Raw genomic sequence first — 26,540 nt, forward strand, 5'->3', positions numbered from 1 at the left:
CGGTCATCTATAGACCTCAGGCATGACTGAGTCAACCGGCAAGACTTGGGGGTATGCGCAGGATTAAATATACCCTTCCATAGGATTGCCTAAAAGCTTGGTAATGTTTTCTTGGTTCGGAATCTTGAGAGTGCAGAGCAATCCACAAGCCGATCTAGTGTTTTAGGCGTAAAGATTTTTCCTTTCGCGTGGAAAATCATTTGTCGCATGTCCTCACGGCGGACACCAAAACCTCGTCCAGCCAAACAAGCAATCACCTCGTAGCCACCTTTCCCAGAGCGTTCTCGCTCTGCTGACATCTGGCAGAGCCGGATAACCCGTGTTGCCTTGTCTCTTGCTGTTCCATCGTCTTCGGTTAGTTTGGCTTCGATGATAACCTGCGGTTGAAACTCGTCGGGGATAATGAAGTCGGGGGCTTGGTCAAAACCCACAAGCCGCTCAGCCCGTTTGGTCTTGCGGAACGTGATACCAGCCCGGCTCAACTGCTCCTCAATCGCCGATTCAAGTCCGTCACCAACCAGCTCACTGACAGAATCACGATGCCCTGCGAAAGACCTGCCCAAAAAACGTTCATAAAGCAGCATGGCGTAGGGCGCACCAAGATCGGCCAACTGCTTGACAGACGACAACCCCTCCAAGCTATCGGCCTTGCTAAATCGGTGCAGCTTGTCGGCAGCAACAGTTGGGCATCCCTCTTCAATCAAGTCACACGCTGTCTCTACCAGTGCCGTGATCCGTGTGAGTGTTGTTGCACCCGGTTTCAGTGAACGGTCGGGGTGTACACGAATGTCCCGGTCCAAAGTACGTGCCGCTCCCTGTGGAATTTCCACACCTTTTCGACTGGATGCCAAGTAGGCCCATTCCGGTGGCGTGAAACCAAGAATGGCCCGCAACACGATGAGAGTAACAGGCGTCTGAAGCGCCGCGCCTAGAATCGCTGGATATTCAAATCGCGTGAATCCATCTGAGATTTTCTTGAGCGCTTCATACCCAGCGGCAAAAACTGGGTAATCCAGAAAACCATCTCCTTTCGGCATGATGAGAAACTCAGAAGCAAGGTTTGAAAAAACCGCATCGACAAAAGATTCAGGTGCAGCCAGCACCTCGTCTGGACTAGCTTCAAAAGGGAATTTCATCATATATCTCCGTAGTTTCACGTACCATATCTGCCATCATCCAATCCTGACGAGCGGGAGCTGAGGCAAAGTTGCCTTCCAATACGGCTACCACCACCTCCAAACCGCCAAATTGCCGATACCAAGTCCGTACGGTCTGCATTCTCTCAGTTGTTGGAGTGTTGCGTTCCCAGTCGGCGCGCAAATTCCATACCGCCAGCCGCGTCAAATGCCCGTGCGCCATGCATCTGATGTCGCCTTGCGTTGTATTGAGACCAGCTTGTGCAAGCGCCTCGATTTCCACTTGAAGGATACTGGCAAGTTGCTCGGGCGTATTAACTATCCATTTCCTCGGTGCCCTCCCCGTCTTGCGACAGACGAAAACTGTATCAATCACTGAGGAACTGGTTCCGTTGATGTGAATAGACGCCCCCATCTCCGCAGGACACGGCAGCGAAGCCGAACAAGTTAACCCAGCATCGAGAATTGCAACCGCTAGCGGCACGTAGGCATCCAGCTTGTTGTGATGATATGTGAACACCAGCGGGCTTCCAGGCTGGAGCCGTTCCGCCGACTTTCGGAAGGTGGACGAAATTCCATCCGTAAAATGAACGAGGTCCCGGCCCATATTGATGTTGCCCGTGAGTTCGCCTGCATTCCGTGTCGTTGGACTAGCAAATTCCGGATGCGACGCTCCCGCCAGTTTGCGCAACCAGACGTAGCAAAAATCCATTAACTCCGCGTATTGCACGTTCCCGAAATAAGGAGGGTCGGTGAAAATCCCATCGAACAGCCTCCGCCCCTTTAATGTTTTGGAATCTCCGCAGATCAGATCTACCTGACGCCGTTCCGGCGGATGCGATCCATTCCGATACGTCCCGATCCATTCACCGGTGATGGGCACCTCAACCTTGTTCTTACCTTCGTGCCGAATTTCAAACGGCTTGGAGCAATAGCTTTTAGCCTTCGAGAATTTCTCCGTAATGTTCAACCACCCTCCGCTACCCACCGGTTGGCCGTGCCCGCCTTCAATTCCCATGACATTCGACTCGCACTGGATGAGTCCAACAGGAAATCCATGGACGGAAAAAATGTCGAGCGACTTTAAAGCCATGATGTCGTAGCGACAGAGCATGTTTTGATAACGGAGTAGATCGGAAAGATTCGTCGCCAACGCCTCACGAATACGCGTATCAGGGTACTTGCTGATCCACCGACAACTCAATTCCAACCCGAGCAACTGCCGGGCATTAAACAATTCCCGATAATGCCGGTAGCCCCAGCGATGAAGCCGTTCGGTTTCATCCCCCTTCGGAATTGCGTCCTCTGGAATGAACTGGGGGCGCATCTTGCGCAAACGCTCCTCAGCATCCGCAAAGTTGGAAAAATCCACCGCGTCGGGTGCTTTGAAAAGCCTCCCTTTGCGTGATCCTCCAGTGTGTGCCTCCGGTAAATGGTATTCTATGGCAAACAACCGATGCTCGGGAGGCACGCCGGTCGGATAGGCAACCTCCGCGTTGCAATGAAGACAGCGGGAACGATTGCGTCCCGCCGTGTGTTCTGCGGGCAAATGTTTCCCGCAGTTTGGGCACTCTCCAGGATATTTCCGATTCTTCGACTCGAACAAGGAACCGCAATAACCGCAGGTGAACACATTGGCCGTGTGTCGCACATCCTGGACGATCAAATGATTAGGGAAGAGATCATGCTTTTTTCCGCATGAGCTACATTTCACCGTTTTAACCCACAGGAAATACTTCGCCTCCGCAGTCTTCCCGGTCTTGGTACATCTGGTCTGAAACAAGGGGCCGATCTCCTCACGCAGATGCGTCCGAAGCGCCCTTGCCGCTTCTGAATATGCCGACAAGTCCAAGTCCTGAATCTCCTGACGTACGATCCACCACGCCATCGGATTAATGTCCGCTGCTGTTACAGCGCAACCCAGACGGTTCGCTTCCACCACCGTCGTTCCGCCTCCCATGAACGGATCAAGAATATGCTTGTCGGCAAAATTGTGAGCATGGAAATAAGTCTGATCCACCCGCGTCCCTCCGAGTTCGGATAAGATCAGCGCCCGAAATAACGTACCCGGCCGCCGCGCAAACCACTTATGTACAGCAATCAGAGGACGGTAGTTCTGCTGAATCTGCTTCTCTGCCAACGCCATCCGCGCCACAAAGGAAATCTGGAAGTTGCGTTCGATCATGAGAAAAAAATGTCGCGAGCAGGCAACTTAACATTTATATTATATTTGCAATCCATTTTTGCTTGTCTCTGGCTTTTCTCTACTTCCAACTCCAACCAATTGGCTTATCTCACTCCCGTCACTGTAACTGAATCTCCTGGGTAAATCCACTCCAGATATGTCACTTCTGATCATCTTCCCTCCCGACCAATTCCTCAAACCATGCCTGGCGTAACCTTAACCATAATGTCTCGCCTCCTGAGAGAAATTTGCACACATCAGCACTCCTAACAGAGAATATTAAGGGTTACCGTGATTTTCTCGGAGTTGCCTCGGATAAAAAGCCCACCAAGTATATTTGGATTTTGTGTAAAATTCACGCGACACTTTCAAGGCATCAACGTAAATGTTACCGGGCAAGCGCGTGGCAGGTGTCGTGGCCCGTCGAACTTCTTATGGATACAGCAAAAACTTTTGCCGTTCAACGCGCCACTGGATTTCCCGGGCCTGCCAGGTCCGCATCAAGTCCGACGCATTCCGCCCGGCGGTCCAGGCCAGGCGGTTGCCCGGGCCGCCGTTGATTTTGTCGAACAACACAATGGAATCCGGCGCAGCCGCGGCAAAATAATTTTTGTCAGGCCGCAGCTCCCGCAACAAATCCAGGATCTGGAAATTGACCGACAGCAAGTTCGTCCGGGCCTGCGGGTCAATCGCCAGGCGCAGCCCCCGGAACTGTACGGTTTTGAATTTTCCCGCAGTGGGATAAAATGAAAACGGGTCGCCGTAAACGCCGGGCAGGCCCAGGGCGTTGAACCGACGCGTGAAAGCAACCGGGTCCAGATTCTGGTCGGCAACGACTTCAAACGGGTAGCTGGAAACATTGGCGCCGTTGGTCACTCCCAGATCACCCAACAAGCCGGTAGCGACATACCCAAACGCGCAATCCGCGCGCGGAATGTTGGGCGAGGTCGGCACCCATTTCAACCCGGTCCTGTCCCATGTCATGGAACGGGTCCATCCGCTCATTTTAAAAATCTTCAAGCGGCAGGGTTTTGCCAGCCAGCGTTCATTGATCCACCATGCCAGCTCGCCTGGCGTCAACCCATAGACATAAGGGATGTCATACTGCCCGACGAAGGAATTGTGCCCCGGACTCACCCCGCCGCCCTCGATGCGGATTCCTCCCAGTGGGTTGGGCCGGTCCAGGATTACGACTTCAATGCCCTGCTCGGCCGCCGCCTGCATCACCAGACCCAGCGTGCTGATGAATGTATAGCTTCTCACCCCGATGTCCTGCAGATCATAGACCAGGACATCCAATCCCTGCAGCATCTGCGGAGTCGGCTTGCGCGTGTCGCCAAACAAAGAATACACCGGCAGCCCGGTGGCGGGGTCTCTTTGATTGGCAACGGCGTCCCCCGCTTTTACAGTTCCATAAAGTCCGTGTTCCGGACCGAACAAGGCTACCAGGCGCACCTTGCCGGAACGCTCCAATACCTGGATAGTCGAAACTCCGGCTGCATTCACTCCTGAAGGATTGGTCACCAGGCCAACACGCTTCCCCTCCAAACCCGGAAAGCCCTGCGCCTGAAAATTGTCAATCCCCAGACTGACGGATGCATCCACATTCAGGGGGGAAAACCACAGGAGTAGCGCTGCGGCAGCCAGGGAACGACAAATGATCTCCCGGAGCGCGGGCATCCTGCCCGCACCGTTGCGCATCTGGAACACTCGCGATTTATCGGAGTTGCGCGACGGATGTCTTTTACTCAATGTCCTGCCACGCAAAATCAAAGCCGGACTTTGATGTTCAACCGCATAAACGTCGGCTGGTCCAGATCCTGGCCGTTGAACATGGTCGGAGCCGCTTTTTCAAAGCGCCCCCTGAACGTCTTTTTGTCGAGCGGCAATTCGTCCTGCTGGATGAAATATTTTTGCTCGGTCTGGCGCGGACGTTTCGTCGGCTCAATTTCAGCATCCGCATCCTCCGCATGTTCTTCATTCGGAACTTCACCGGAAACAGTTGCAAGCACGGGTTGAACGGGTGCTTTCTTCCTGCTGCGCGCCGCCTGCGCAACTTCGTCAGAAACCGCTTCAATCGGCGCCGCTTTCGGCTTTTTTGTTTCGAGCGCGGCGGGTTTCGATTCAAAAACAAACTCCTGCGCGGCTTTCTTTTTCGGCTGGGCCTCCTCAGAATCGTAGGCCTGCCCGGTCACCAACAGGGTAAGATTCAGGCTGTCGCCCGCTTCGGCATCCAGCACGGTGCCTGCCAGTACCGGCAATTCCACGGGCATTTCCTGTTTCAGATATTCCACGACAGCCTGGAACTCTCCCATCGACATTCCCTCTGCGCCGCTCAGGCTTGCGACAACCGCCGACCCCTTCGACCAGACTTTGCCGTCGTGAAACAACGGACTGGAGAGAACTTCGTCCACCACCTCCCGCACGCGTTCCTGGCCGTCGGCCCTTCCGAATCCAACCCAACAGTTTTCAAGCGTGGCGCTGCCGCAATCGTGTTCTGCGGCCAGATTTTTCAGGTCGGACAGATGAATCTGCATGGGACTGCGCTGGCACAGCATCGACCTCAGGTTCATGCAGCAGCGGCCCATCATGCTGTTCATGGTGGCAAAATTCTGGCGCACGTCGGCATCCTGTCCGTGCAGGTGCAGGAGGCGGCCGTTTGAAAGGCAAAACACCAGGTCTGCTTCATTTTTCAGGGCTGAAACAGTTTCCTGGGCCTGGCCCAGCCGGCGTTTGCCTTCAAAATCAAATGGCGCCACCGCCACGACCAAAACCTGGGCGCCGAGCTGTTTCAAAATCCGGATGAATTCCAAAGCCATCCCGCTTCCGGTGCCTCCGCCAAGGCCGAGGGTCACAATCGCCGTACGCGCACCCTGCAGCATGGCGCGGATGTCGGCTGCTTCCTCCCTTGCAATTTCGGCGCCCAGTGAAGGGTCGCCGCCGGCACCAAGGCCGCGGACGCGCCGGCTGCCCAGCAACATTTTCTCGCCAACCACAGAACCCCGGATTCCCTGCTCATCGGTATCAAAGCAAAACAGGCCGGGCGTATTGCGTTGCTCCAAAATAATCTGATCCACAATGTTCACGCCTGCCGACCCCAGCCCGATGATCACATGTCCATTGAGATCCGAGGGTTCCGGTGCCTTGTATCCGCCTTCTTTCATGAATTCAATCATAGAACCTCCTGTTATCTGTTAGAACAATCGCATGGACGCCAGAACGTCCTGCACCGAGTGGCGCAGCCGCTCAAAGCCGCTGGGTTTGGAGTGTTGCAGGTCATAATGCCGGGCATACCGCAACAAACCCAGTACCGTCGAAAGATCCGGGCGCCGATTGTAGGTCTGGTCGCCTTCAAGCGAAAACTCATGGACCAGTTGCACCGGGGCGGGGAAAACCTGCTCCGCCAGCCGGGCCAGGCCTCCGACTTTCGAAGCCCCGCCTGTTATATAAACTTTTCCGGCCATCTGCGGCCACAGCCCCTTGGCTTCGATCTCCTCGGAAACCAGTTCCAGCGTTTCTTTCACCCTCGCATGCATGATTTTGGTGAGGGATTCGGCATAAACCGAGCGCTCGTCAAAATTGACATCCTTTTCAATCAGGATTTTCTCGTTCGGACGGCCGGTATCCACAAACAGGTTTCCATGCCGGACCTTCAACTGCTCGGCCCGTTGAAACGGAAGCTTCAAGCCCAGCGCAACATCCTGCGTCACATGGTCTCCTCCCACCGCGAGCACCCCGGTATGAACCACTGCGCCGTCCACATACACCAGGTAATCCGTGACGCCCGAGCCCATGTCGATCACCACGGCGCCCAGATCCTTTTGCGACTTGCTCAGTACGGCCTGAGATGTGGCATAGGAGGACAGGGCGTAGTGCACAACCTTGATGTCCAGCTCCATGACGCAGCGGAAAAGGGTTTCCAGGCGCGTGCGCAACCCGTGGACAATATGATAGCTCGCCTCCAGCGTCCGGGAACTCAGGCCCAGCGGATCGGAACAAACCAGCCCGTTGTCCAAATAATAATGCTGCACCGCGCTGTGAATGATCTCGTGCTCCGAGGGGATCGCATAATTCTCCAGTTCCTCGTCCAAACGCCCGATATGCTCCGGCGTGATCAAATGATCCTCCGAATCGATGGCGGTCTTCAGCCGGATCGTCTTGGGCTCAAAATGCATCCCCGTCAAACTGAGATAGACATATTGGATCATGCACTCGGTTTTTACCTCGGCGTCTTCCAATGCCTCCTCAATCGCCTGTTGCGCCAGTTGAAAATCAATGATTTCCCCCTTCCGGATTCCGCTGGCCGGGGCTTCCCCCACGCCAAGCAACACCAGCGAACCGTCAGGCCTTAATTCACCAACCGCGACCGCCACCTTGCTCGTGCCCACATCGACCGCGGTCAGCGCGTAACTTTCTTTTTTCTTCCAAAACATTTTCGCTCCTGTGTTTTTGATTGATTAGTTAAAAAAAGTGACCGGCACATTCCGTTCCGGCGCCAGATCCACCGTCCTCACCACTGCGCCCATCTGATGGGCCTTGTCCATGATATATTGCAAACGCACAATTTGCTGGTCCAGGTAGCCCGTCCGGAATCGGATCTGCCCCTGGCTTTGCGTGCGAAGAATCAGGTATCCCTTGCTCTGCACATAAATCTGCGTCAAATCCAGTTCGCTCCTCAGCGCGGAATAGTCCGCCAGCCTCAGCAGGTTGAGGGCGCTGATGATTTCATAACGGTCGGTTTTTTGCCCCTCCTGGATCTGGTCGGATTCCACTCCCATCAGTTCCGGCAGCGGCTTCAACTTTTCCCCCGCTTTCGGCTTCATGATGTATCCCTGGGCATCGACATAATACACCGACACCGCAAGCTGGTTTCCCTCCCTGGAATACGGGCGGATGCGGGCAACCGGCTGGCGCTCTTCTATCGTGATCTTCAGCGTCGAGGGAAGCTGCCGCTCCACGCGGACCGATTCCACATACGACATCCGGGTCAAGCGCTCGCGGATCCCATCCAGATCCAGAGTCATCAGATTCTGCCCCAGTTCGATCCCCGAAGCCTGCAGCACCTCCGCCCGCGTCACAGCGCCCTGCACCTTGATATTGATTGTGCGCAGTTGAAAATCCTGGTTTTTGAAAAAGGCCGCATCAATCACGCGCTCGGACGCAAAATACGCCCCCGTTCCCACCACAGCGAGTATGGCAAACAGCGCGGAGAACAGTATCCCGCGCAAGTACATCTTTTTCGACTGGCTGCGCTTTTGCACTTCCACATGCAGAATGTTCCGCCGCCCTCCCCGTCTCATTCCAAGGCGCCTGCTCATGGCCGTTCCTCCAGCGAAAGGTTCAGGATTTTTTCACACAACTGCGCAAACCCGATTCCAGCCGCACGCGCCGCCTCGGGCAGCAGGCTGATTTCCGTCATGCCCGGGATGGTGTTGACCTCAAGCACCACAGGGCTGCCATCCGGCTTGATGATGACATCCACCCTTGAATAAACACGGCATCCCAGGGCCGCATGGGCCGCCAAAGCCGCTTCCTGAGCGGCCAGTGTGGTATTTTCATCAAACACCGCCGGGCAAATATGTTCCGTCATCCCGGCCGTGTATTTGTTCCTGTAATCAAAAAATCCGCTGTGCGGGCGTATCTCAACCAGAGGCAACGCCCGGTCTCCCAAAATGCCGACTGTCACTTCGCGGCCCTCGACCAGCTCTTCAGCCATCATGGGCTTGTCCAGCCTGGCGGAAGCCGCAACCGCAGGCGCCAACTCGCTCTCCAGCCTCACAATCGAGACGCCGACACTCGAACCTTCGGAAACGGGTTTCAGTACGCAGGGAATCGGGCAGTGTTCCCCCGGCTTCCAGGGGCCGCCCCGGGGCGTCGGCACCCCGTGCTCATGGAACAATCTTTTCGTTTTCAGTTTATCAAACGCATTCTGGCAGGCGCGCGAACCCGATCCCGTGAAATTCAAACCTTCGCGCTCCAGGCGGGACTGGAGCTCCCCGTCCTCGCCAAAGGTGCCGTGCAGGCAGATATAGACAGCCAGCGCGCCGGCCTCGATTTTAAAGTCCCTCGCCGTGACGTCAATTTCACTGACTTTATACTGGAGCGAACTAAGGGCAGCCGCCACCGCCGCGCCGGTCCGCAGGGACACCTCCCGCTCGGCGGATATCCCGCCTTTCAAGAGTACGATCTTTTTGTTTCCAGCGTTCATTTCACTCACCTAACACAATCACTTCCAGTTCCAGATCGATTCCCCGCTCGGCCTTTGCTTTGCGCTTTACTGTCTCTATCAAACGAAGCACGTCCGAACCCGTTGCTTTACCATCATTCACAATAAAATTGGCATGTACAGCAGAAATTCGAGCCCCTCCGCAACATGTGTCCTTCAGCCCCAGTTCATCAATCAGCCTGCCCGCCGGAATCTGTCCGGGATTTTTAAAGGTGCAGCCCGCGCTCGGCGCCGCAGGCTGCGAGCTCCACCGTTTTTGGCTGAACGAATTGAGGGTCTCGGCTATCGCAGCGCCCTCTTTTGGAACCCCTTTCAACCAGGCCCCCAGGGCAATGCTGCTTTCCAAAAACGGCACGGAACGGTAACGAACGTCGATTTCCTCGCGCGGCGCCTCGCAAACCTTTCCTTCCGGGTTTAGATAACGGACCCGCTCCACCATTTCAAACAAGGAGGATTGCATGGCGCCCGCATTCATCCGCAAAGCGCCTCCAAGATTTCCCGGGATGCCTTCCATGAATTCCAAGCCGCCCAGGCAGGCCTTCCTGGCCTCGTACACAATCTGCTTCAACCTGGCCCCCGCGCCGGCATAGATGCTTTCCCCTTCAATCCGGATCCGGCTGAATTCAGGCCGCCCCAAATGGATGCACACCCCCCGGATCCCGTGGTCCAGCACCAGCAAATTACTCCCCCTTCCCACCAATGTCACCGGTACGCCTTCCCTGCGGCAAAATACGGCCACTTTTGACAACACCGTTTCGTCCGAGGGCTCAAACCAAATCTGCGCCGGCCCGCCCACACGCAGCGTTGTGTGCCTGCTCATCGGCTCGTACGCTTTCAACACCGACTGCTCACCTGCCAGGCTGCCAATCATTTTGAACAAACGCAGGTCGCGCGACAGTTCTTCAGCCACTTCATGGATATTCCCGGCTCCCATCGTCAATACGCAGTCGCCCGGTTCCAAATTCACGCTCAGCTCGGTTTTTAAATCCTTCAAGGTCTCGGAATAGGCGACACGGCCTCCCTCGCCCTGGCGTACCGCTTCCGCAAATGCCGGCCCGCTGACTCCTTCAATCGGGGCCTCGCCTGCGGAATAAATGTCGGTCAGGAAAACCCGGTCGGCGGCGGTGAATGCGCCTGCAAATTCGTTCTTCAAATGATACGAGCGCGAGTAGCGGTGGGGTTGGAATGCGGCCAAAATCCGCTTTTTCCCATAACTTCCTGCTGCTGCCAGCGTCGCGCGGATTTCCGACGGATGATGGGCGTAATCATCCACCACCATGTAGTCCTCGTCCGCATAAAGAATGTCAAAGCGCCGACCCGCTCCGCGCACCGATCCGAGCGCTTTACGGCAGGCGTCGAAATCCACGCCAGTCAGCCGGGCAAGCGCCAGCGCGCCCAGCGCATTGCTGATATTATGCCGGCCCGGCAGCGTCAAACGCAGTTCTCCAAGCTCAGTCCCGCGCTCACGCACCCTGAAAACGGAGCCTCCGGCTTCCAGCCGGATTCCATCCGCTTGATAGTCCGCCGCTTCGTTTATGGAATAGGTCACAATCCCGGGCAACTCGGAGGCCATCCGGCGGCAAACGGGATCATCCTTGCAAACGACCACCTCGTCCTTCGCTTTCCGCGCCAACTGGACAAACGCATTCCGTATGTGTTCCAAATCGCCATAGTGATCCAGATGGTCTCCCTCAATATTCAGGATCAGAACCGAGGAAGGGTCGTAGCAATCGAGGGTTCCATCGCTTTCATCCGCCTCAATGACCATCTCCCGCCCGCTTCCCCATGCCGCGCTGGACGGCAGCGAAGGCACGTCCGCGCCAATATAGTACCCGGGATCGCGCCCGTCGGATTTGAAGATTTGCGCCAGAAGCAACGCGGTGGTGGTCTTCCCATGCGTGCCGCTCACCACGTTCAATTTGCGGCCCCGGCACAATGCCGCCAGCATTTCCGCCCGCTTGAACTCCGGAATGCCGCGTTCAGCCGCGGCCTTGCGCTCGGCATTGTCAGGGCGGACGGCCGATGAATAAACCAGAGCCCTGGCCTTGCCCAGGTTCGCGTCCGCGTGTTCGTGGAAAAATTTGAGCCCGAGCTTTTCCATGTCGGGAATCTGGCTGCCTTTGCGAAGGTCGGACCCCGACACCGCACAGCCCCTGTCCAAAAGCAGCCGCGCGATACCTATCATTCCACTACCGGAAATTCCGGCCAGATGAAATGCCGCGCCCGGCTCTTCCAACAGCCGCGCCGCCTCGCTCACCTTGGAATCAGAGGACATTCTGGACCTCCTCGGCCACCCTGCGGGCCGCATGAGGCGGATTCAGAAAACCCGCCTTCCCCGCCAGTTTCTCCAGCAGATTGCGGTTATTGAATAAAAGACAGGCTTCCTCGGCAAGCCGGCGTTCCGATCCATTGCCCTCGTGCACAACCCTTGCTGCTCCGGCATCCGAGTAAATGGAGGCATTTTTCGACTGGTGATCCTCGGCCGCATGGGGGTAGGGAACCAGGATTGAAGCCAGCCCAAAAAGGCTGATTTCTGCAAGCGAGGCCGCGCCCGAGCGTCCGATCACCAGATCCGCCGCACTGTATAAATTTTCCATCACGGAGCAAAACGGCAACACCGATGCCTCCAGGCTGTTGCGCCGATAATTGGCCTGCAACAACTCACATTCCTGCGGCCCGGTCAAATGGATGAATTGCACACGGTCCCGCAAATCTTCCCAGTAGGGCATCGCAAGAATCACCAGGCGATTCAAACCCTGCGCACCCTGGCTGCCCCCGATAATCCCGATGGTGAATTTACCCGGGTCCAAATCCCAGAAGGATGCGGCAGCCTTCCGCTCCACTCGCCGCAGAGAACTGCGCACAGGCGTTCCTGTCAGGACGGTCCTGCCTTCAGGAAGCCAGTCCCCGCATTCCGCAAAGCCCAACAAAACTTTGCCCGCCTTGCTGGAAAGCCAGCGCGTCACCTTGCCCGGTATGGCATTGGATTCATGAAGCAGGGTCGGGACCTTTGAACGCGAGGCGCTGAGGATCAGCGGCGCGCTGGTGAATCCGCCCATTCCAAGCACGGCCGCCAATTTCTCATTGCGAATTTCGGATGACGACAACCGACAGGCTTCAAAAAATTTGGCGCCAAAGCGGAATATTTTCAAGCCGAGGCCCGGCCAGCCTATTGTCGGCAGCGGCACGCTTGGAAATTCCGGATTGCGCGAAAGGATCTTGCGGTCGATGTCCTTCATCGAAACATACAACCGCACCTCGTGCCCCATGCCGGCCAGGATTTCCGCGACCGCCAGGCCGGGATACAGGTGGCCTCCGGTCCCGCCGCATGCGATGCCAATTCTTGCCATATCGCTTACATCCTCGCCGTCACAACCGGAGGCAAACAACCCCGGCTTTTCTTTTTTTCAAAAATCGCCTGGCTGTGGATGTTGAACAGGATTCCCACAAGCGCCAGGCAAAGCACCAAATTGGAACCGCCATAACTGATGAACGGCAGTCCGATTCCCTTCGGAGGCATGAGGGACGTCACCACCGCCATGTTCATGGCCGCCTGCAGGCAGATGAGCGCCGTCGCGCCCACGCCCAGAAGCACCCCGGACGAATCGGGCGCATGGCAGGAAATACACCCACCCGAAAGCGCCAACAAAAGGAAACACAACACCACGCTCAAGGTCACAATCAAACCGAGCTCCTCGCCGATGTTCGGAAAAATGAAATCCGTGTGCGCCTCCGGAAGGTAGCGCATCTTTTGCACCCCCTCGCCCAGCCCGAGCCCGCTCATGCCGCCGGAGCCGAACGCCACCAGCGCATTCCATACCTGTCCGCCGCTGTCATTTTTATGCGCTTCCGGGTCCAAAAATGCCGTCAGCCGCTGGACACGTTGCGGAATCGTAAGGGCAATAAAAAGTATGACCAAAAAGCCCACCACCGGCAGAGGCGCTATATACTGCATGCGGGCGCCGGCAACAAACAACATCAGGAACACAATCACGATGAGCAATGCGCTGGTACCCAGGTCCTGCTGTAAAACGCACATGAGAACCACGGCGCACATGATTCCCAGCGGCGCCAGCATTCCCTTTACAAACTTCTGCGGATCGCCTTCTTTGACGCCGAACCACCAGGCGATCGAGGCAACCAGGGCCAGCTTCGCCAATTCCACCGGCTGAAGCCGGATTTGGGTAAATCCAAGCTGCAGCCAGCGGTAGGCGCCGTTGATTTTACCGGCCCCGATCCCCGGAAGGAAGCAGGCCCCCATGAGCAACAACGCCGCAATCAAACCGGCCCAGGCAAACCGCACCCAGTGATGATAATCCCACCGGGCCATCACTCCGCAGGCCAGGATTCCAACACCCAGAAAGGCCGCCTGGCGGATGACAAAATAATTCGGGTTGCCATGGTTGTGAGGCGCAAAAACGCTTACACTGGTCAATATGACCAGCCCAATCGAAATCAGGGCCAGGACCGACCCAAACAAAATGTAAGCGCTATTCCTCGACATGGCTCAATCTTTTTTTGCCGGAATCATTGCGACATCCGTGTTCTGGATCACCGTCCGCGCAGGCTGCTCCACAGGGCTGGCGGTTTCACGCCCCGCCGCCGCGGGAACCTTGATCCGCATTCCAACCTTGAGCTTGGAAGGATCGCTGATCCCGTTCAGCTTGGCGATTTCCGCGGGCTTTGCCTTGAAGTTCTTCGCAATTTTCCACAGGGTGTCGCCCTTCGCCACCTTGTAGCTCTTGTACCCGACGGTGCTGTTGGCCACGGCGGCGCGCGCCACATGCTCGGTCGTCCCTTTCGCCGCTGCCTCGGTTGGCGCGGACGCAGACGAGGCGCTCGCGCCCGGGATATTCAGCACCTGGCCGATCTTCAAATGGTCGGAAGACAGGTTGTTGCCGGTTTTCAAGGATGCCACGGTCACGCCATGTTTTTTGGCGATCTTGCTGAGCGAGTCGCCTTTTTGCACCGTATAACTTCCGCTTCCTTCCGTTGCCGGCGCCGGGGCTTCTGTGCGCGCCGTTTGTTCCACTGTATTGGCAGCCTGCACATGTTTCTGGGCCTTGCCCGGAGGCACGGCAGGCGGCTCCTGCGCCGCGTTATTCCAGATCGGATCGCTGGTGGAGGGCATGCTCATGCCGTTGGCCCCCGTTTCCTGCGGTGAATGCACCGGGGCGGCAGCGGCCTGCTGGTTTGCGGGCTGGTCCGTTTCAACGGTTGGCTGCTCGGCCGGGGCCGCAGGCGCGGATGGCGCGGTTGACGCCGCGTCCTGCGCATTCTCCGTCACGGCGGTTTCCGGGCTGGTTTTCTTTTCGCTATTTCCTCTTAACAAATGGTAGGCGCAGAAGCACACGATCACAACGATGTGCGCCGCCAGCACCCACAAGAATACCTTGGACAGCATCGGGCTGGCCGCGGTTTTTGGACTGCTTGGGTTGTTGTTCATTCCTTCGTTCATATTTGTGTTTTCCTTCCGGTTGTTTCAAGCGAGCTGGTTGACCAGTTCCCTGAATAGTTGGCCTCTGTGTTCGAAATCCTTGAACATGTCGTAACTGGAGCAGCCCGGTGAAAGGAGCACCGTATCGCCCGGACGGGACAAGCGCCGGCCGGCTTGTACGGCTTCCTCGAGGCTGCCCGCGCGATGGCACCGCACATGCTGGCCCCAGGCCTGCACCAGTTTGCTTTGGGTTTCCCCGATCAAAACAGCTTCCTTCACTTTTTCCGACACCAGCTTCTTGATGGCACCAAAGTCAAAGCCCTTGTCCTTTCCCCCCGCAATCAGCACAACCGGCCGGGTCTGGCCCAGGAGCGCCTTTTCCAGCGCGTCGATATTGGTGGCCTTGGAGTCGTTCAAATACAGCACCCCTTCAAATTCACGCACCAGTTCGCAGCGGTGAGGAAGCGGTTGATAGGCGCGCAAAGCGTCCACTGCGGCCTCGCGCGGCACGCCGTAAATATCGCCCACGGCCAGCGCCGCAAGCTGGTTTTCCGCATTGTGCATTCCGCCCAGGCGCGTGGCGGATTGCTCGAGGATCTTTTCCTTCCCCGCGCAAAGCCAGCCGCCGGAAAATGTGTAATCGGCATCTGCGTGATACGCATTGATCGTGATCCGTTTTGCCTTCAGCTCAGGCAGATCGCAGTCCGGATTCACCACCGCAAAATCGTCCGCCGTCTGGTTCATGAAGATGCGGACCTTGGCCTGCCGGTATTCCTCGACTGATTTGTAGCGGTCCAGATGGTCCGGTGTCAGATTCAGATAGACCGCCACCTGGGGCCGGAAATCAACAATGGCCTCCAACTGGAAAGAACTGACCTCCAGCGTGATCACGTTGTAAAATTCGCCGCTGCGCACCACATCGGAAAACGGCTTCCCGATGTTTCCGCAAGCCTCGGTCCGGTGCCCGCCGGCTGTCAATACCGCCGCCACCAGTTCGGTGGTCGTGCTCTTTCCGTTGGTGCCGGTAATGGCGGCCACGGGAGCCTCGCAAAAGCGGTACGCCAGTTCCACCTCGCCGATGACGGGCGTATTCCCCCCCTTCAATTGTTTGACCAGCGGCATACTCGGATCAATGCCGGGTGAAAGCACCCCGAGGTCAAAACGGCAGGGCGTAAAGCCCGTCTTCTGCGTTTCCACCCGCACTCCGCTGGTTGCAAATTTCCGCACCAGTTGGTCAATCCGTTCGTTCAAATAATCGTCGCGTATAATCACATTGGCTCCTTTCGATATCAAGAGTTCGGCGGCCGCACGGCCGCTTTCACCCAGACCCAAAACCACTACCTTTTTGTTCTTCAAATCCGCCTTCACAGCCCTTCATCTCAACTTCAATGTCGCGAGCCCCAACAGGGCAAACACCAGGCCCAAAATCCAAAAGCGCACCACCACGGTGGATTCATTCCATCCCTTTAGCTCAAAATGATGGTGAAGCGGCGACATGGCAAAAATCCGCTTCCCTGTCAGCTTGAAAGACCCCACCTGCAGAATCACGGAAAGCGCTTCCATGACAAAAACGCCGCCGACAATCGCGAGCAAAAACTCCTGGTTGACGCAGATCGCCACAATTGCGAGCGCTCCGCCAATGGCCAGCGATCCGGTGTCGCCCATGAAAACTTTCGCGGGATGGCAGTTGTACCAGAGAAATCCGAGGCAGGAACCGGCCATGGCGGCGCAGACAACCGCCAGCTCCGAGACGCCGGGCGCGCGGGGCAAAAGCAGGTACGGCGTAAAATCCTTGTGGTCGCTTAAATAGGCAAAAATACCGAACACCGACGCCGCCGAGATCGCGCAACCCGACGCGAGCCCGTCCAGTCCATCCGTCAAATTGACCGCGTTGGACGATCCGACAATGACAAATCCGAAAAAGACAACCGCCGCCCATCCCATGTCCACAACCGTGACTTTGATGAAGGGCAGTTGCAGGTTGCGGGAAGCCTCGCGTGTCTCCGGATAATAAATCAGAAACACACTCACGGCTGTCGCCACCAGTACCTGCCACAAGAGCTTGTGCCGGCTTTTGATCCCGCCCGATGTCTTGCGCTTGATTTTCAGGTAATCGTCCATGAATCCAAGTACGCCTAACAATAAAGTGGGTATTAAGACGATCCAGAGGAAATGATTGTTCAGTTTGACCCATAGAAGCGAGGCAATCGTCCAGGTGATCAGGATCATCAGCCCTCCCATGGTCGGCGTCCCTTTCTTGCTTCCGTGCAGCTCGGCCAGTTTGTGGACCTCCTCCTTGCCGCGGATCGGCTGGCCCAGCTTGAGCCGCGTCAGCATGCGGATGACTGCGGGCCCGATCCAAAGCGTGGCCAGAAACGTTGTCAACGCCGCGGCCATGGCCCGGAACGAGACGTATTCAAAGATTCGGAACGGCCCGAACCAGTCCTTCAAATGACTCAGGAAATACAACATGCGCCCCCCTTCTTTTCCAGTTCCAACACCACGCGCTCCATTTTTTCGCTCCGGGAACCCTTGACCAGGATCTGGTCGTCTTCCATGGAATGATTCCAATAGTAATGTGTCAGTGAATCCAAATCCTCAAAGGCTTTCGCATTGCCTGCGGGCAAGCCTCCCGCCCGGGCGCCTTCAGCCAGCTCTCCAGCCATCGGCCCGCTGGAAAACAGCAATCCCACTCCTTCTTTCGCCGCCATCCGGCCCGTCCAGCGGTGCAATTCCGCGGCCGACGCCCCCAATTCCCCCATTGAACCCAAAAGCGCAACCCGGCGTCCGTTTCCCGGCAGGCGGCACAATGTTTGAAATGCCGCCAGCATGGAGTCAGGACTTGCGTTATAGCTGTCATCCATCATCCAGCCCTTCCGGAAACGGCGGACCGAAAGGCGGTTCTTCATTCCCTGGACCGACCCCAATCCACGGGCCACTTCCCCGAGTGTCAGCCCCAATTCGATTCCAAGGGCGCCGGCCAGTGCGGCGTTCTGTACCATGTGCCAGCCGGGAACCGGCAGCCGGATTTCCACATTTCCGTCCGGAGCGAAAAATACAAACCGCGTGCTGTCGGCCATAAACTCCTTCGCCTGGATGCGGTACGCGCAGTCCAGTCCCGATCCCGCAAGAACCACCCGCCCACTGCTTTCCATGGAGAGCGCCCGGGCCAGCTCATTATCCCCATTCAGGATTGCCAGCCCTTTTGGCGGCAAATGCCGGATCACCTGCGATTTTTCGGCGGCAATTTCCTTCCGGTCGGCAAAGGCTTCAATATGGGCCCAGCCCACGGTGGTGATGATCCCGATGTCAGGCGCGGCCATGCGCACCAGGGGTTCCAGTTCGCCCGGATGATTCATTCCCATTTCCACCACGGCCCATTCATGGGAATCATCCAGCTCCAACAAGGTCATCGGCACCCCGATGTGATTGTTCAAATTGCCCCGTGTCTGGTGCGTCTTGAAACGGATCGAAAGCACCGCCGCCGCGAATTCCTTGGTGCTGGTCTTGCCATTGCTGCCGGTAATCGCAACCACTTTGACAGGGAGTGATTTACGGTAGCGATGTGCCAGTTGCTGAAAAGCCTTCAAGGTGTCCCCGACCTGGATCAGGCTGAAGCCTTGCGCGGCGGTAAATCCATCCGGAATCCTGTGTACCAGCGCGGCAACGGCCCCCGCAGCGGCGGCCTGTGACAGAAAATCATGGCCGTCAAACGCATCGCCCTTGAGAGCCACAAACAGGTCGCCCGGTTGCAGGGTGCGGGTGTCCGTCCAAACGCGGACGACATGCCTTTCCGCCTGGTTGCCGATGAGCTTGCCCCCGGCCATTTCCGCAAGTTTTCCAAGAGAAAGCGGTATCATGCGGCGCCTCCCTTTAAAATCCGCGCGGCCACTTCCGCATCCGAAAAATGATGAAGCTCGCCCGCAATCTCCTGCGTTGTTTCATGACCCTTCCCGGCCAGCAGCACCAAATCCCCCTCGCCGGCCCCCTTCAAAATGGCCGCAATGGCTTCGGCCCGGTTCGGCGCCACGCTGTAATTGGAAAATTCCGGGACTCCCGCCGTCATTTCGCTCAAAATGGCTCCGGGATCTTCGCTTCTCGGATTATCGGACGTGAAAACAACCCGGTCCGCAAGCTCACAGGCCGCACGCGCCATCAACGGGCGCTTGCTCCGGTCGCGGTCGCCGCCACAACCGATCAGGATATGCAGCTTGCCCCGGCACAGCAGCCGGACGCTTTGCAGGACATTGCGCACCGCGTCATCGGTGTGCGCGTAATCAACCAGCACGGAAAACGGCCCTTCATGCTCGACGGGTTGCAACCGTCCCGGAACCGGCGGCGCGTCTTTCATCCAGGCCGCCATCTGGGCGGGGTCGCAGCCGCGGGGCAGCATGACCGCAAGCGCGGCCAGCATGTTGGAAACATTGAAACGGCCCACCCAGCGCGTTTGAATGCGGAGGGTTCCTTCCGGGCTTTCAAAATCAAAGGTCGTTCCATCGGCGCGAAACTCCATGCGGTCGGCGCGGTACATGGCCGCCGCGTCAAATCCAAAGGTCGCCACATGGACACCCGGCGCAATGAACTCGGCCATTCTTTTGCCATAAGCGTCATCAATATTGACAACCGCGCGGGAGCCCGGCGCCAGGCCGGAAAACAGTTTTGCCTTCGCGCTGAAATAATTTTCCATTTTGATGTGAAAATCGAGGTGGTCGCGCGTGAGGTTGGTGAAGGCCGCGGTCCGGAATGGAATGCCGTACACGCGTTCCAGTTCCAGCGCATGGGAGGAAACCTCCATCACAACCGCCCGGCAGCCCGCATCCCGCATTTCTGCAAGCAGCGCCTGAAGGTCGGCGCTTTCCGGCGTGGTGCGCGAAGCGTGGAGCTTCCGGCGTCCGGCCCGGTATTCCACGGTTCCTATCAATCCACAGGAGATATTCAACTTCTCAAACAGGTAATGCAACAAATAGGCCGTCGAGGTCTTCCCGTTGGTCCCGGTGACGCCGATCATTTCCAGCCGGTCCGCCGGATTCCCGTAAAAATTGGCGGCTGTCTGCGACAAGGCCCTGCGGCCCGAATCCACAACCAGCACGGGACAATCCACCGTTTCCGCGGGCAGTTCTTCAAGGATCAAGGCCGACGCCCCGCGCCGTACCGCCTCCGGCACAAAACGGTGGCCGTCCGACTTCAACCCTTTCCAGGTGCAAAAAGCCGAGCCCGGTCGCACCTGCGCCACATCATAAGCCACGCCGCTGATCTCCGGATCCGCGTCCCCGGAGCGGGTCTCGACCTCCAAATTGGAAATGACCGAGCTCAGTTTCACGGTTTTGGACCTTTCGCCAGCATGGTGACCGGATCTTTCGGGACCATGTTCAATTGCTGGGCCACTTGTGTCGCAATATTCTTGAAAGCCGGTCCGGCCACCTTGCCGCCGTAATAAACCTTTCCCTGGGGTTCATCGACCAGGATCGAAACCAGAAACTGCGGATTCTCCGACGGCACAAATCCCAAAAACGAACTGTAATAGGCGCCGCCGGAATAACTGCCGTTGACCAGCTTCCAGGCAGTCCCTGTTTTTCCGGAAACGGTGAATTTATCCAGCCTGGCCGCGGAACCCGTCCCGCCGTCCTCGACAACGCCCTCAAGCGCCTGCCGAACCTGTGCCGCCACCTCGGGAGTCACCACCTGCCGCACCACCCTCGGAAGATATTCCTTCACAACACGCCCGCTTGGGTCCATCACGGACTTCACCAGGACCGGTTCCATCAGTTTTCCGCCGTTGGCGATTGACGCCATCGCCATGGTCATCTGCAAATTGGTCACGCCAACCTCGTAACCTATCGGCACGCGGGTGAGCGAAAGTTTGGTCCAATAATTTGTAGGGCGCAGGATTCCCTTTTGTTCCCCCGGCAACGCCAGCCTGGGATTTTGCGCGCAATCCCCGAATCCCATCAGCCGGATCTGGCGGTAGAGCCGCTCCTCTCCCAGCGCCAGCCCGAGTTTGGCAAACGCAATGTTGCTGGACACTTTCAAGGCCTCGCGGAATGGCAGGGTGCCGTGGGGCGAGGTGTCCTTCAGTTCCTGGCCCGCATAAAAAAAGCTCCCGTTTTCGCAAAAAATAGGCGTATCAAGGCCGACAATCCCCTCGCTCAGCACAGCCGCGCTCGTGACGATCTTGAATGTCGAGCCCGGCTCGTAGATGTCCGTGATTGCGCAATCGCGCAGGTTGGAGATCGGCTCCATGGTCTTGCGGTCGTTCGGATCAAACGTGGGCCGGTTGGTAATGCCCAGAATTTCACCCGTTGAAGGGCGCATCACGATGATGCTCACTGTCTTGGGGGAATATTCCCGGCACAACCGGTCAGCCTCCTCCTCGATCACATGCTGGACCACCTGGTCAAGCGTGAGCACCACATCCAACCCGTTGCGGGGTTGGCGGTCATATTGGCGATAGGCCGCGATTTCCTTGCGCGAGGCGTTGAGAACTATGCGCCGTTCCCCGGGGATTCCGGTGAGATATTTGTCAAACACCTGTTCGATCCCGAACACGCCCTGCTCGGTCTGGATCGAGGTTTGGTATTCATCCAGAGTCTTCTCAACCTGGTTGGTAAAACCCACCACATGGCTGGCTTCCGCCCCGTTCGGATAAATCCGCTTGATGCGGTCGGAAAAAATCAGGGGCTTGTACTTCAACTCCTTGAGCTGTTCCAGCGTCGCGGAATCCAATTCCTGGCGGATCAACAGATCCCGCTTCTCGGGAGCAACCAAGCCCCGCAGTTCCTCGGGCGCCATGGAAAGAATGTGAGCCACCGGCTCCAGGCCTTCGGGATTTTCCAGCGCCAGTTTCCCGTCAATCCGCAGATCGGTCACCGGGGTGCTCTGGGCCAAAACCCGGTTTTGGCAGTCCAGTATCCGGCCGCGCACGGGCGCAATGGGACGCACCGCATACTGCTTGCGGATGGCTTCGTCGCGGTATTTCTCGTGGCAGACCAGTTGCAAATACACCAACCGTCCGGAAATGACGGTGAAGGCAAGCGCAAAGAGCACGATGGCCATCATGGCCCGTACGCGCATCTTATCGCTCACGGTAGGCCTCCCGCTTGGCCAGCAGCGAACCCGGAGGCCGCATGGATTGGCTGGGAATCCGGGCCTCCACCTGGGCAAGGCTGGAAATCGGCACCATGCCCATTTTCAGATACGCCAGCTTTTGCTCGAGAAACCTGGGGCTCTTCAGCTTGTCAACCTGCAAGTACAAACCCGCGTTCTTTTTCCGGATTTCGTCCAGGGTTAACTCCAGCTTTCTGTTATCGTCCGCCAGCCGGATGATCTTGACCTGCAGGAAAACGAAAACCAGGCCGAACAGCGTCAGGACAAAGCAAAGCGTGAACAGTTTCCACAACTTGTGCGTCTGCAGGCTGTTGGCGGGCTTGAGGCGGTTCCGGTTCATGAAAGTTTCTCCGCCACCCGCAACCGGGCGCTCCGTGCCCGCGGATTTTTTAAAACTTCTGCTTCCGACGGCAGCCAGCGCCCGATTTTCCGAAAGGTATAATCCGGGTTCGGCAGGCCGAAGGCATACTCCGTGCCGCGGATTTCAGGAAGACTGCGCCGTTCAATGAAACTTTTCACCCGCCGGTCCTCCAGCGCGTGGAAACTGATCGCGGCAAAACGCCCGCCCGGTTTGAGCGCCCCGGGCACGGCGGGCAAAGCTTCTTCCAACGCTTCCAGTTCGCCATTCACCGCAATGCGCAACGCTTGAAAGGTCTTGGTTGCGGGATGAATTTTGCGGTTGCGCCTTCCTCCCAGGACTTTTTCCACCAAAGCCGCCAGCGGAGCGGTGCGGGTAAAACGCTCCTTTTCACGGGCCTGCACGATCGCGCGCGCAATGCGCCGGGCTTCGCGTTCCTCGCCCAGCCGGAAAATCAAGTCCGCCAGTTCCGCTTCACTGGAGCTGTTCACCAGGTCGGCCGCGGTCATTTCCTGGGACGGATCCATCCGCATGTCGAGAGGCCCGTGCTGTTGAAAACTGAATCCGCGCTCCGCGTCATTCAACTGCGGTGAGGAAACCCCGAGGTCCATCAAAATGCCGTCAAACGACCCGAACTCGGCATGGACCTGGGCCAGTTCCGAGAAATTACGCCGCCGGAAAACAAAGCGCGGTTGGAACTCGGCCTCAAGACCGCGGGCGCAGGCTTCCGCGTCAGGATCGCGGTCCAGCGCAACAACACGGGCGCCCCTTTCGAGCATGGCGCGGGCGTGCCCGCCGCGGCCAAAGGTCGCGTCCAGGATGTACTTCCCCGGGGTTGGTTCCAATGCTTTCATGGTTTCTTCCAGCAAAACCGGTTGGTGTTCCGCCTCCATGTTTCGGGCGGCCCTTACACCGTCCCGGAATCCGGGCCGGGCGGACGCTGCGGCGCCGCAGCCCCCCTGCGGGACCGCTGGAGAATGTCCCAGCAGTGGTTGAATTTTTCACGCAACAGGCGGCGGCTCAAATCCTCCGGCTGCATCATGAATGGCAGGCGGCGCGCATTGATCTTGTTGTTCAACTCTTGATAATCGGCAATTTTGTTCATAATCCGGCCCCTTTCAGTACGCTTTCCATTGTCAGCGGGCCCGAAGCATCCCTCTTCCACTTCTCGGGGCTCCAAATCTCAAAATGGTCGAAACGCCCCGCCAACACGGCGTTTTTTTGCAGCCCGGCGGCCTGGCGGATGCGGTCCTTGATGCTGATGCGATGCTGCGGATCCAGTTCAACGCTTTGGATGCGGGAAGCAAGTTCCTCGAAGCTTTTGCGGTTCGGGTCGGCGATGGAGGCCGACTCCAGGGTTTTCATTTTTGCCGCCAGCCAACTGCCAGGATAGACCTTCAGGCAGCCGGGTTCGGGGGGCATGACATACAGGCGGGTTTCGAAGCCGTCGCCGCGCCATTCTTTGGGCACGGTGATGCGGCCTTTTTCGTCGAAGGCGTGCTCAAACGTATCGGTATAAACGAGCTTGAACGTATCGGACATGGCCGCATTTCCCTACACATCGGGATCTTATTGATCCACAACGCCCCCTTTTAAACCATATTCTCCCACTTTCGTCAATTTTTTATCGAATCTTTTGTCAGTAAATGCCTTACAACGAATCGGGGGTCAGGTCAGGCTTCATCCGCCGCCCAAAGGCAGGCAAAACCCCAAGCTTGACGAAAAATGCCCCGGTTCAAACACTAACTCGTTTATTAAGAATGACTTAAATAAATATCGAGAAGTGGAGACTATATGAGTTGGCAGAAATATCTCATCGAACTGCCAGTATTCAGTCCAAATACTGGGACTTAACACCGATCTTCGGATTCGCTGAGCGCTGAAGGCGCGGATCTATACCAGCCTGGACACGGATAAAAGTCCTACTCTTACTCTTACTCCATCTCAAACTCCTGCAAGCTAACACAATGTCTCGCGCCAAGCACGCCACGGGCGCAAAGGAAGACGGATGAAAATGAGGAGTGTTTCATAATTCTGAATTCAAGCTTCTAAATTTTACCATGCCTCTCGGTTGCTTTAATCATTAAAAATGCATTTACAGTTCCTACTCAGTTTCATCTTGTTTTGGGGATGGGAAGCGCCATAAACTGCCTGCATGCAGCGCCAACGGCAGGTTGTTCTCAATCGAATTGCCTTTGCAGGAATACAACACGCTGCATTTTACATGCAATTGCAACCTGGGACTGAACAATACTGTTAGACGTGAAAGATTTCCTTGAATCACTATCGCTTGGTTCTGGTGCGGCTCTTGTCGCTATTTGCTCAGCGCTCATCACGGCGCTATGGCGTTGCTTATTCCGAGAATGGACCGTCTGGCTTGCTGTGGCTCTGGTTCCTTTAACTGTTTCGGTTTGCCTCTATTGGTTCCCAGTCTGGCTTGGTGCGGATCGCGGGGAATACTCTAGTTGGACCTTTTTATTTGTCGGCGTATGGTCCTTGGCGGGCGTTGTTCCGTCTGCTATTATCGCTTTCATTATAGGTAGGCGCCATGCAAAGCGACCACATGTATAATAAACCACTGCATGTAACTCAGGATGGCGCTTCCAATTCCTCTATCGCGGAGGACGTCATCGGTCTCACGCGCCTGAGCTCTGGACATTCGACAAAAATATGAAAACTATTCTTTGGCTAAGCACCGTAACCGCTGTTCTCGTTTTTATATATCTCCTCCTTTCTGTCAGTTTTCTTCCCATCATGGGCGTAGATGCAATTCTCACACCAGACCTGATAAGGCAGTCAACATACGAAGACAGGAAAGAAATGGTTGAAAATATACGGCGACTCATGAGCCCATCTGTTTTTCATTTAAGCGCAGTCGCTTTTGTCTGTATCGCAAATGGCTTATGCCTTTATCTCCTCAACCGTAAACAGAAAAAGGAAAGCCGAACAAGGTGATGGGCCGCAATTTATAACGCTTATGACATCAACCCGATTTTTTTGCATTTTTTGTTTAGCATGCACCATAGTTCTAAATGCGGTAGCTGGAGACAAGCCGCCGGAGTTGAAATCGTACAAGGGCGATATTGTAGTCTTCTTTCAAGCCGAACAAGTTGCTCTCAATCCCATTTATCTTTATCCGGCAGCGAAATTTGAAGAGACTACACGTCAGCTTTCCAAACGAATTCACCTCGGAGACACAAAACGCGATGTTACAAGGATTCTTGGCACGCCCGATCGCATTGAATCCAACGGCAAGTCAACCGCATGGCTTTACAACGCAAATGAGGTCAACGCTTGACATTATTGATCCGAAGAAATGAAACTATGTATCGTCATGTTGGCACTATTTTTAGTTGCTGGATGCACCAGTTTCCCAACCACCGGAAAGGACGGACAGTCCCTTGGTCTTACCAAGACGAATATAGAAAACTGCGAACACGCGGAAGGTGATCTGGATAAAACTAAAAAATGAAAAAGGGACTCAAAACGCTAATCGCCGGTATTTTGCTTTTTGTCATTGGCGCATTCGTAGTGCCAATCGCCATGATTCTACCTCTTATCCTGGATGGCTCAAAAGAAACGCAATTTATGATTCCCGGTTCGGCTGAAGTGGATATTGAGAAGCCCGGCCGCTATTACCTCTGGAACGATTATCAGACTGTCTTTGAGGGGAAGAGCTACAACCGGTCAGAAGGCATACCGGACGGACTGGAAATCTCCATCAAAAGCGCCAATGGCGAAAAGTTGAAGTTTGTCAGTGACACATCCATTTCATCCAGCAGTGGGAGTAGTTCCAAGCACAGCATCGGTTATATCCAAGCGGGCAATCCCGGCAAATTGACAGTTGCAGTATCAGGAACGGCTGAACCCCGAGTTTTTTCTTTTTCTGAGTCGGGCATCATGAAGATGCTTGGTTTAATATTCGCCGGTTCAGCGATATCGATATTGGTCGCCTTGACGGGAATTTTGACCCCCGATTTGGGACAGATCAAAAATATAGTTTGATCCCTTGGTTGATGTTGTTGTTCATGCTGTCAGACGCAGCGGAGGGCGTAGCCCGAAGCGGAGTCTGACAGCGGGCCGCATACTCCTGC

Annotated in this window: 22 protein-coding genes; 2 read left to right on the forward strand and 20 right to left on the reverse strand. The window is 56.3% G+C overall.

The window, feature by feature from the left end; translation table 11 throughout:
* Positions 1-89 precede the first annotated feature (89 nt).
* The 20 genes from PHD76_10095 to PHD76_10190 all read right to left on the reverse strand — a co-directional run bounded on the left by PHD76_10095 (position 90) and on the right by PHD76_10190 (position 23,988).
* Positions 90-1,139 (reverse strand): hypothetical protein, encoded by a 1,050-nt coding sequence (locus tag PHD76_10095; protein ID MDD5262184.1) that lies wholly within the window; start codon positions 1,137-1,139, stop codon positions 90-92.
* Entirely contained in the window at positions 1,120-3,291 is a 2,172-nt protein-coding gene (locus PHD76_10100) for a hypothetical protein (GenBank protein ID MDD5262185.1), read from the reverse strand. The genes PHD76_10095 and PHD76_10100 overlap by 20 nt, the downstream gene beginning before the upstream one ends.
* 462 nt (positions 3,292-3,753) lie before the next feature.
* On the reverse strand, positions 3,754-5,022 hold the full coding sequence (locus tag PHD76_10105) for a DUF1343 domain-containing protein (GenBank protein MDD5262186.1): 1,269 nt from the start codon (positions 5,020-5,022) through the stop codon (positions 3,754-3,756).
* Positions 5,023-5,090: 68 nt separating this feature from the next.
* Positions 5,091-6,485: a hypothetical protein gene (locus tag PHD76_10110; protein MDD5262187.1), complete on the reverse strand. Its 1,395-nt coding sequence runs from the start codon at positions 6,483-6,485 to the stop codon at positions 5,091-5,093.
* A 30-nt stretch (positions 6,486-6,515) separates the two neighbouring features.
* A complete protein-coding gene (gene ftsA, locus PHD76_10115; GenBank protein ID MDD5262188.1) occupies positions 6,516-7,754 on the reverse strand; it encodes a cell division protein FtsA in 1,239 nt (412 codons plus the stop codon).
* A 24-nt stretch (positions 7,755-7,778) separates the two neighbouring features.
* A complete protein-coding gene (locus tag PHD76_10120; GenBank protein MDD5262189.1) occupies positions 7,779-8,639 on the reverse strand; it encodes an FtsQ-type POTRA domain-containing protein in 861 nt (286 codons plus the stop codon).
* Positions 8,636-9,529 (reverse strand): D-alanine--D-alanine ligase, encoded by an 894-nt coding sequence (locus PHD76_10125; GenBank protein ID MDD5262190.1) that lies wholly within the window; start codon positions 9,527-9,529, stop codon positions 8,636-8,638. Before PHD76_10125 ends, PHD76_10120 begins: the two co-directional genes overlap by 4 nt.
* A gap of 1 nt (position 9,530) precedes the next feature.
* Positions 9,531-11,822, reverse strand: coding sequence for a UDP-N-acetylmuramate--L-alanine ligase (murC, locus tag PHD76_10130; GenBank protein ID MDD5262191.1), 2,292 nt, complete (start codon positions 11,820-11,822; stop codon positions 9,531-9,533).
* The gene (locus tag PHD76_10135; GenBank protein MDD5262192.1) at positions 11,812-12,897 is read right to left on the reverse strand and encodes a UDP-N-acetylglucosamine--N-acetylmuramyl-(pentapeptide) pyrophosphoryl-undecaprenol N-acetylglucosamine transferase; all 1,086 of its coding nucleotides are present in this window, start codon (positions 12,895-12,897) and stop codon (positions 11,812-11,814) included. Before PHD76_10135 ends, murC begins: the two co-directional genes overlap by 11 nt.
* Before the next feature lie 5 nt (positions 12,898-12,902).
* Positions 12,903-14,051 (reverse strand): putative peptidoglycan glycosyltransferase FtsW, encoded by a 1,149-nt coding sequence (locus tag PHD76_10140; protein ID MDD5262193.1) that lies wholly within the window; start codon positions 14,049-14,051, stop codon positions 12,903-12,905.
* Between the two features lie 3 nt (positions 14,052-14,054).
* Positions 14,055-15,005 (reverse strand): LysM peptidoglycan-binding domain-containing protein, encoded by a 951-nt coding sequence (locus PHD76_10145; protein MDD5262194.1) that lies wholly within the window; start codon positions 15,003-15,005, stop codon positions 14,055-14,057.
* Positions 15,006-15,029: 24 nt separating this feature from the next.
* Complete coding sequence (murD, locus tag PHD76_10150) at positions 15,030-16,340, reverse strand: UDP-N-acetylmuramoyl-L-alanine--D-glutamate ligase (protein ID MDD5262195.1); 1,311 nt, start codon at positions 16,338-16,340, stop codon at positions 15,030-15,032.
* Between the two features lie 18 nt (positions 16,341-16,358).
* Positions 16,359-17,456 carry a phospho-N-acetylmuramoyl-pentapeptide-transferase gene (gene mraY / locus PHD76_10155; GenBank protein ID MDD5262196.1) on the reverse strand — a complete coding sequence of 366 codons (1,098 nt, stop codon included), beginning with the start codon at positions 17,454-17,456 and terminating at the stop codon, positions 16,359-16,361.
* Positions 17,441-18,844, reverse strand: a complete 1,404-nt coding sequence (locus tag PHD76_10160; GenBank protein MDD5262197.1) for a UDP-N-acetylmuramoyl-tripeptide--D-alanyl-D-alanine ligase — start codon at positions 18,842-18,844, stop codon at positions 17,441-17,443. Before PHD76_10160 ends, mraY begins: the two co-directional genes overlap by 16 nt.
* On the reverse strand, positions 18,841-20,304 hold the full coding sequence (locus PHD76_10165) for a UDP-N-acetylmuramoyl-L-alanyl-D-glutamate--2,6-diaminopimelate ligase (protein MDD5262198.1): 1,464 nt from the start codon (positions 20,302-20,304) through the stop codon (positions 18,841-18,843). The genes PHD76_10160 and PHD76_10165 overlap by 4 nt, the downstream gene beginning before the upstream one ends.
* On the reverse strand, positions 20,301-22,067 hold the full coding sequence (locus tag PHD76_10170; GenBank protein ID MDD5262199.1) for a penicillin-binding transpeptidase domain-containing protein: 1,767 nt from the start codon (positions 22,065-22,067) through the stop codon (positions 20,301-20,303). The genes PHD76_10165 and PHD76_10170 overlap by 4 nt, the downstream gene beginning before the upstream one ends.
* The gene (locus PHD76_10175) at positions 22,057-22,428 is read right to left on the reverse strand and encodes a hypothetical protein (protein ID MDD5262200.1); all 372 of its coding nucleotides are present in this window, start codon (positions 22,426-22,428) and stop codon (positions 22,057-22,059) included. The genes PHD76_10170 and PHD76_10175 overlap by 11 nt, the downstream gene beginning before the upstream one ends.
* Positions 22,425-23,339: a 16S rRNA (cytosine(1402)-N(4))-methyltransferase RsmH gene (gene rsmH, locus PHD76_10180; GenBank protein ID MDD5262201.1), complete on the reverse strand. Its 915-nt coding sequence runs from the start codon at positions 23,337-23,339 to the stop codon at positions 22,425-22,427. Before rsmH ends, PHD76_10175 begins: the two co-directional genes overlap by 4 nt.
* Positions 23,340-23,353: 14 nt before the next feature.
* A complete protein-coding gene (locus PHD76_10185; protein MDD5262202.1) occupies positions 23,354-23,551 on the reverse strand; it encodes a hypothetical protein in 198 nt (65 codons plus the stop codon).
* Positions 23,548-23,988: a division/cell wall cluster transcriptional repressor MraZ gene (locus tag PHD76_10190; protein ID MDD5262203.1), complete on the reverse strand. Its 441-nt coding sequence runs from the start codon at positions 23,986-23,988 to the stop codon at positions 23,548-23,550. Before PHD76_10190 ends, PHD76_10185 begins: the two co-directional genes overlap by 4 nt.
* Before the next feature lie 1,354 nt (positions 23,989-25,342).
* On the opposite strand from PHD76_10190, the gene PHD76_10195 reads away from it, so the two are divergent.
* Together PHD76_10195 and PHD76_10200 are read left to right on the forward strand one after the other, a co-directional pair.
* Positions 25,343-25,744 carry a hypothetical protein gene (locus PHD76_10195; protein ID MDD5262204.1) on the forward strand — a complete coding sequence of 134 codons (402 nt, stop codon included), beginning with the start codon at positions 25,343-25,345 and terminating at the stop codon, positions 25,742-25,744.
* A gap of 170 nt (positions 25,745-25,914) precedes the next feature.
* Positions 25,915-26,451, forward strand: a complete 537-nt coding sequence (locus PHD76_10200; GenBank protein ID MDD5262205.1) for a hypothetical protein — start codon at positions 25,915-25,917, stop codon at positions 26,449-26,451.
* Positions 26,452-26,540: the final 89 nt, after the last annotated feature.

The organism is Candidatus Methylacidiphilales bacterium, from assembly GCA_028713655.1.
Lineage (GTDB): Bacteria > Verrucomicrobiota > Verrucomicrobiia > Methylacidiphilales > JAAUTS01 > JAQTNW01.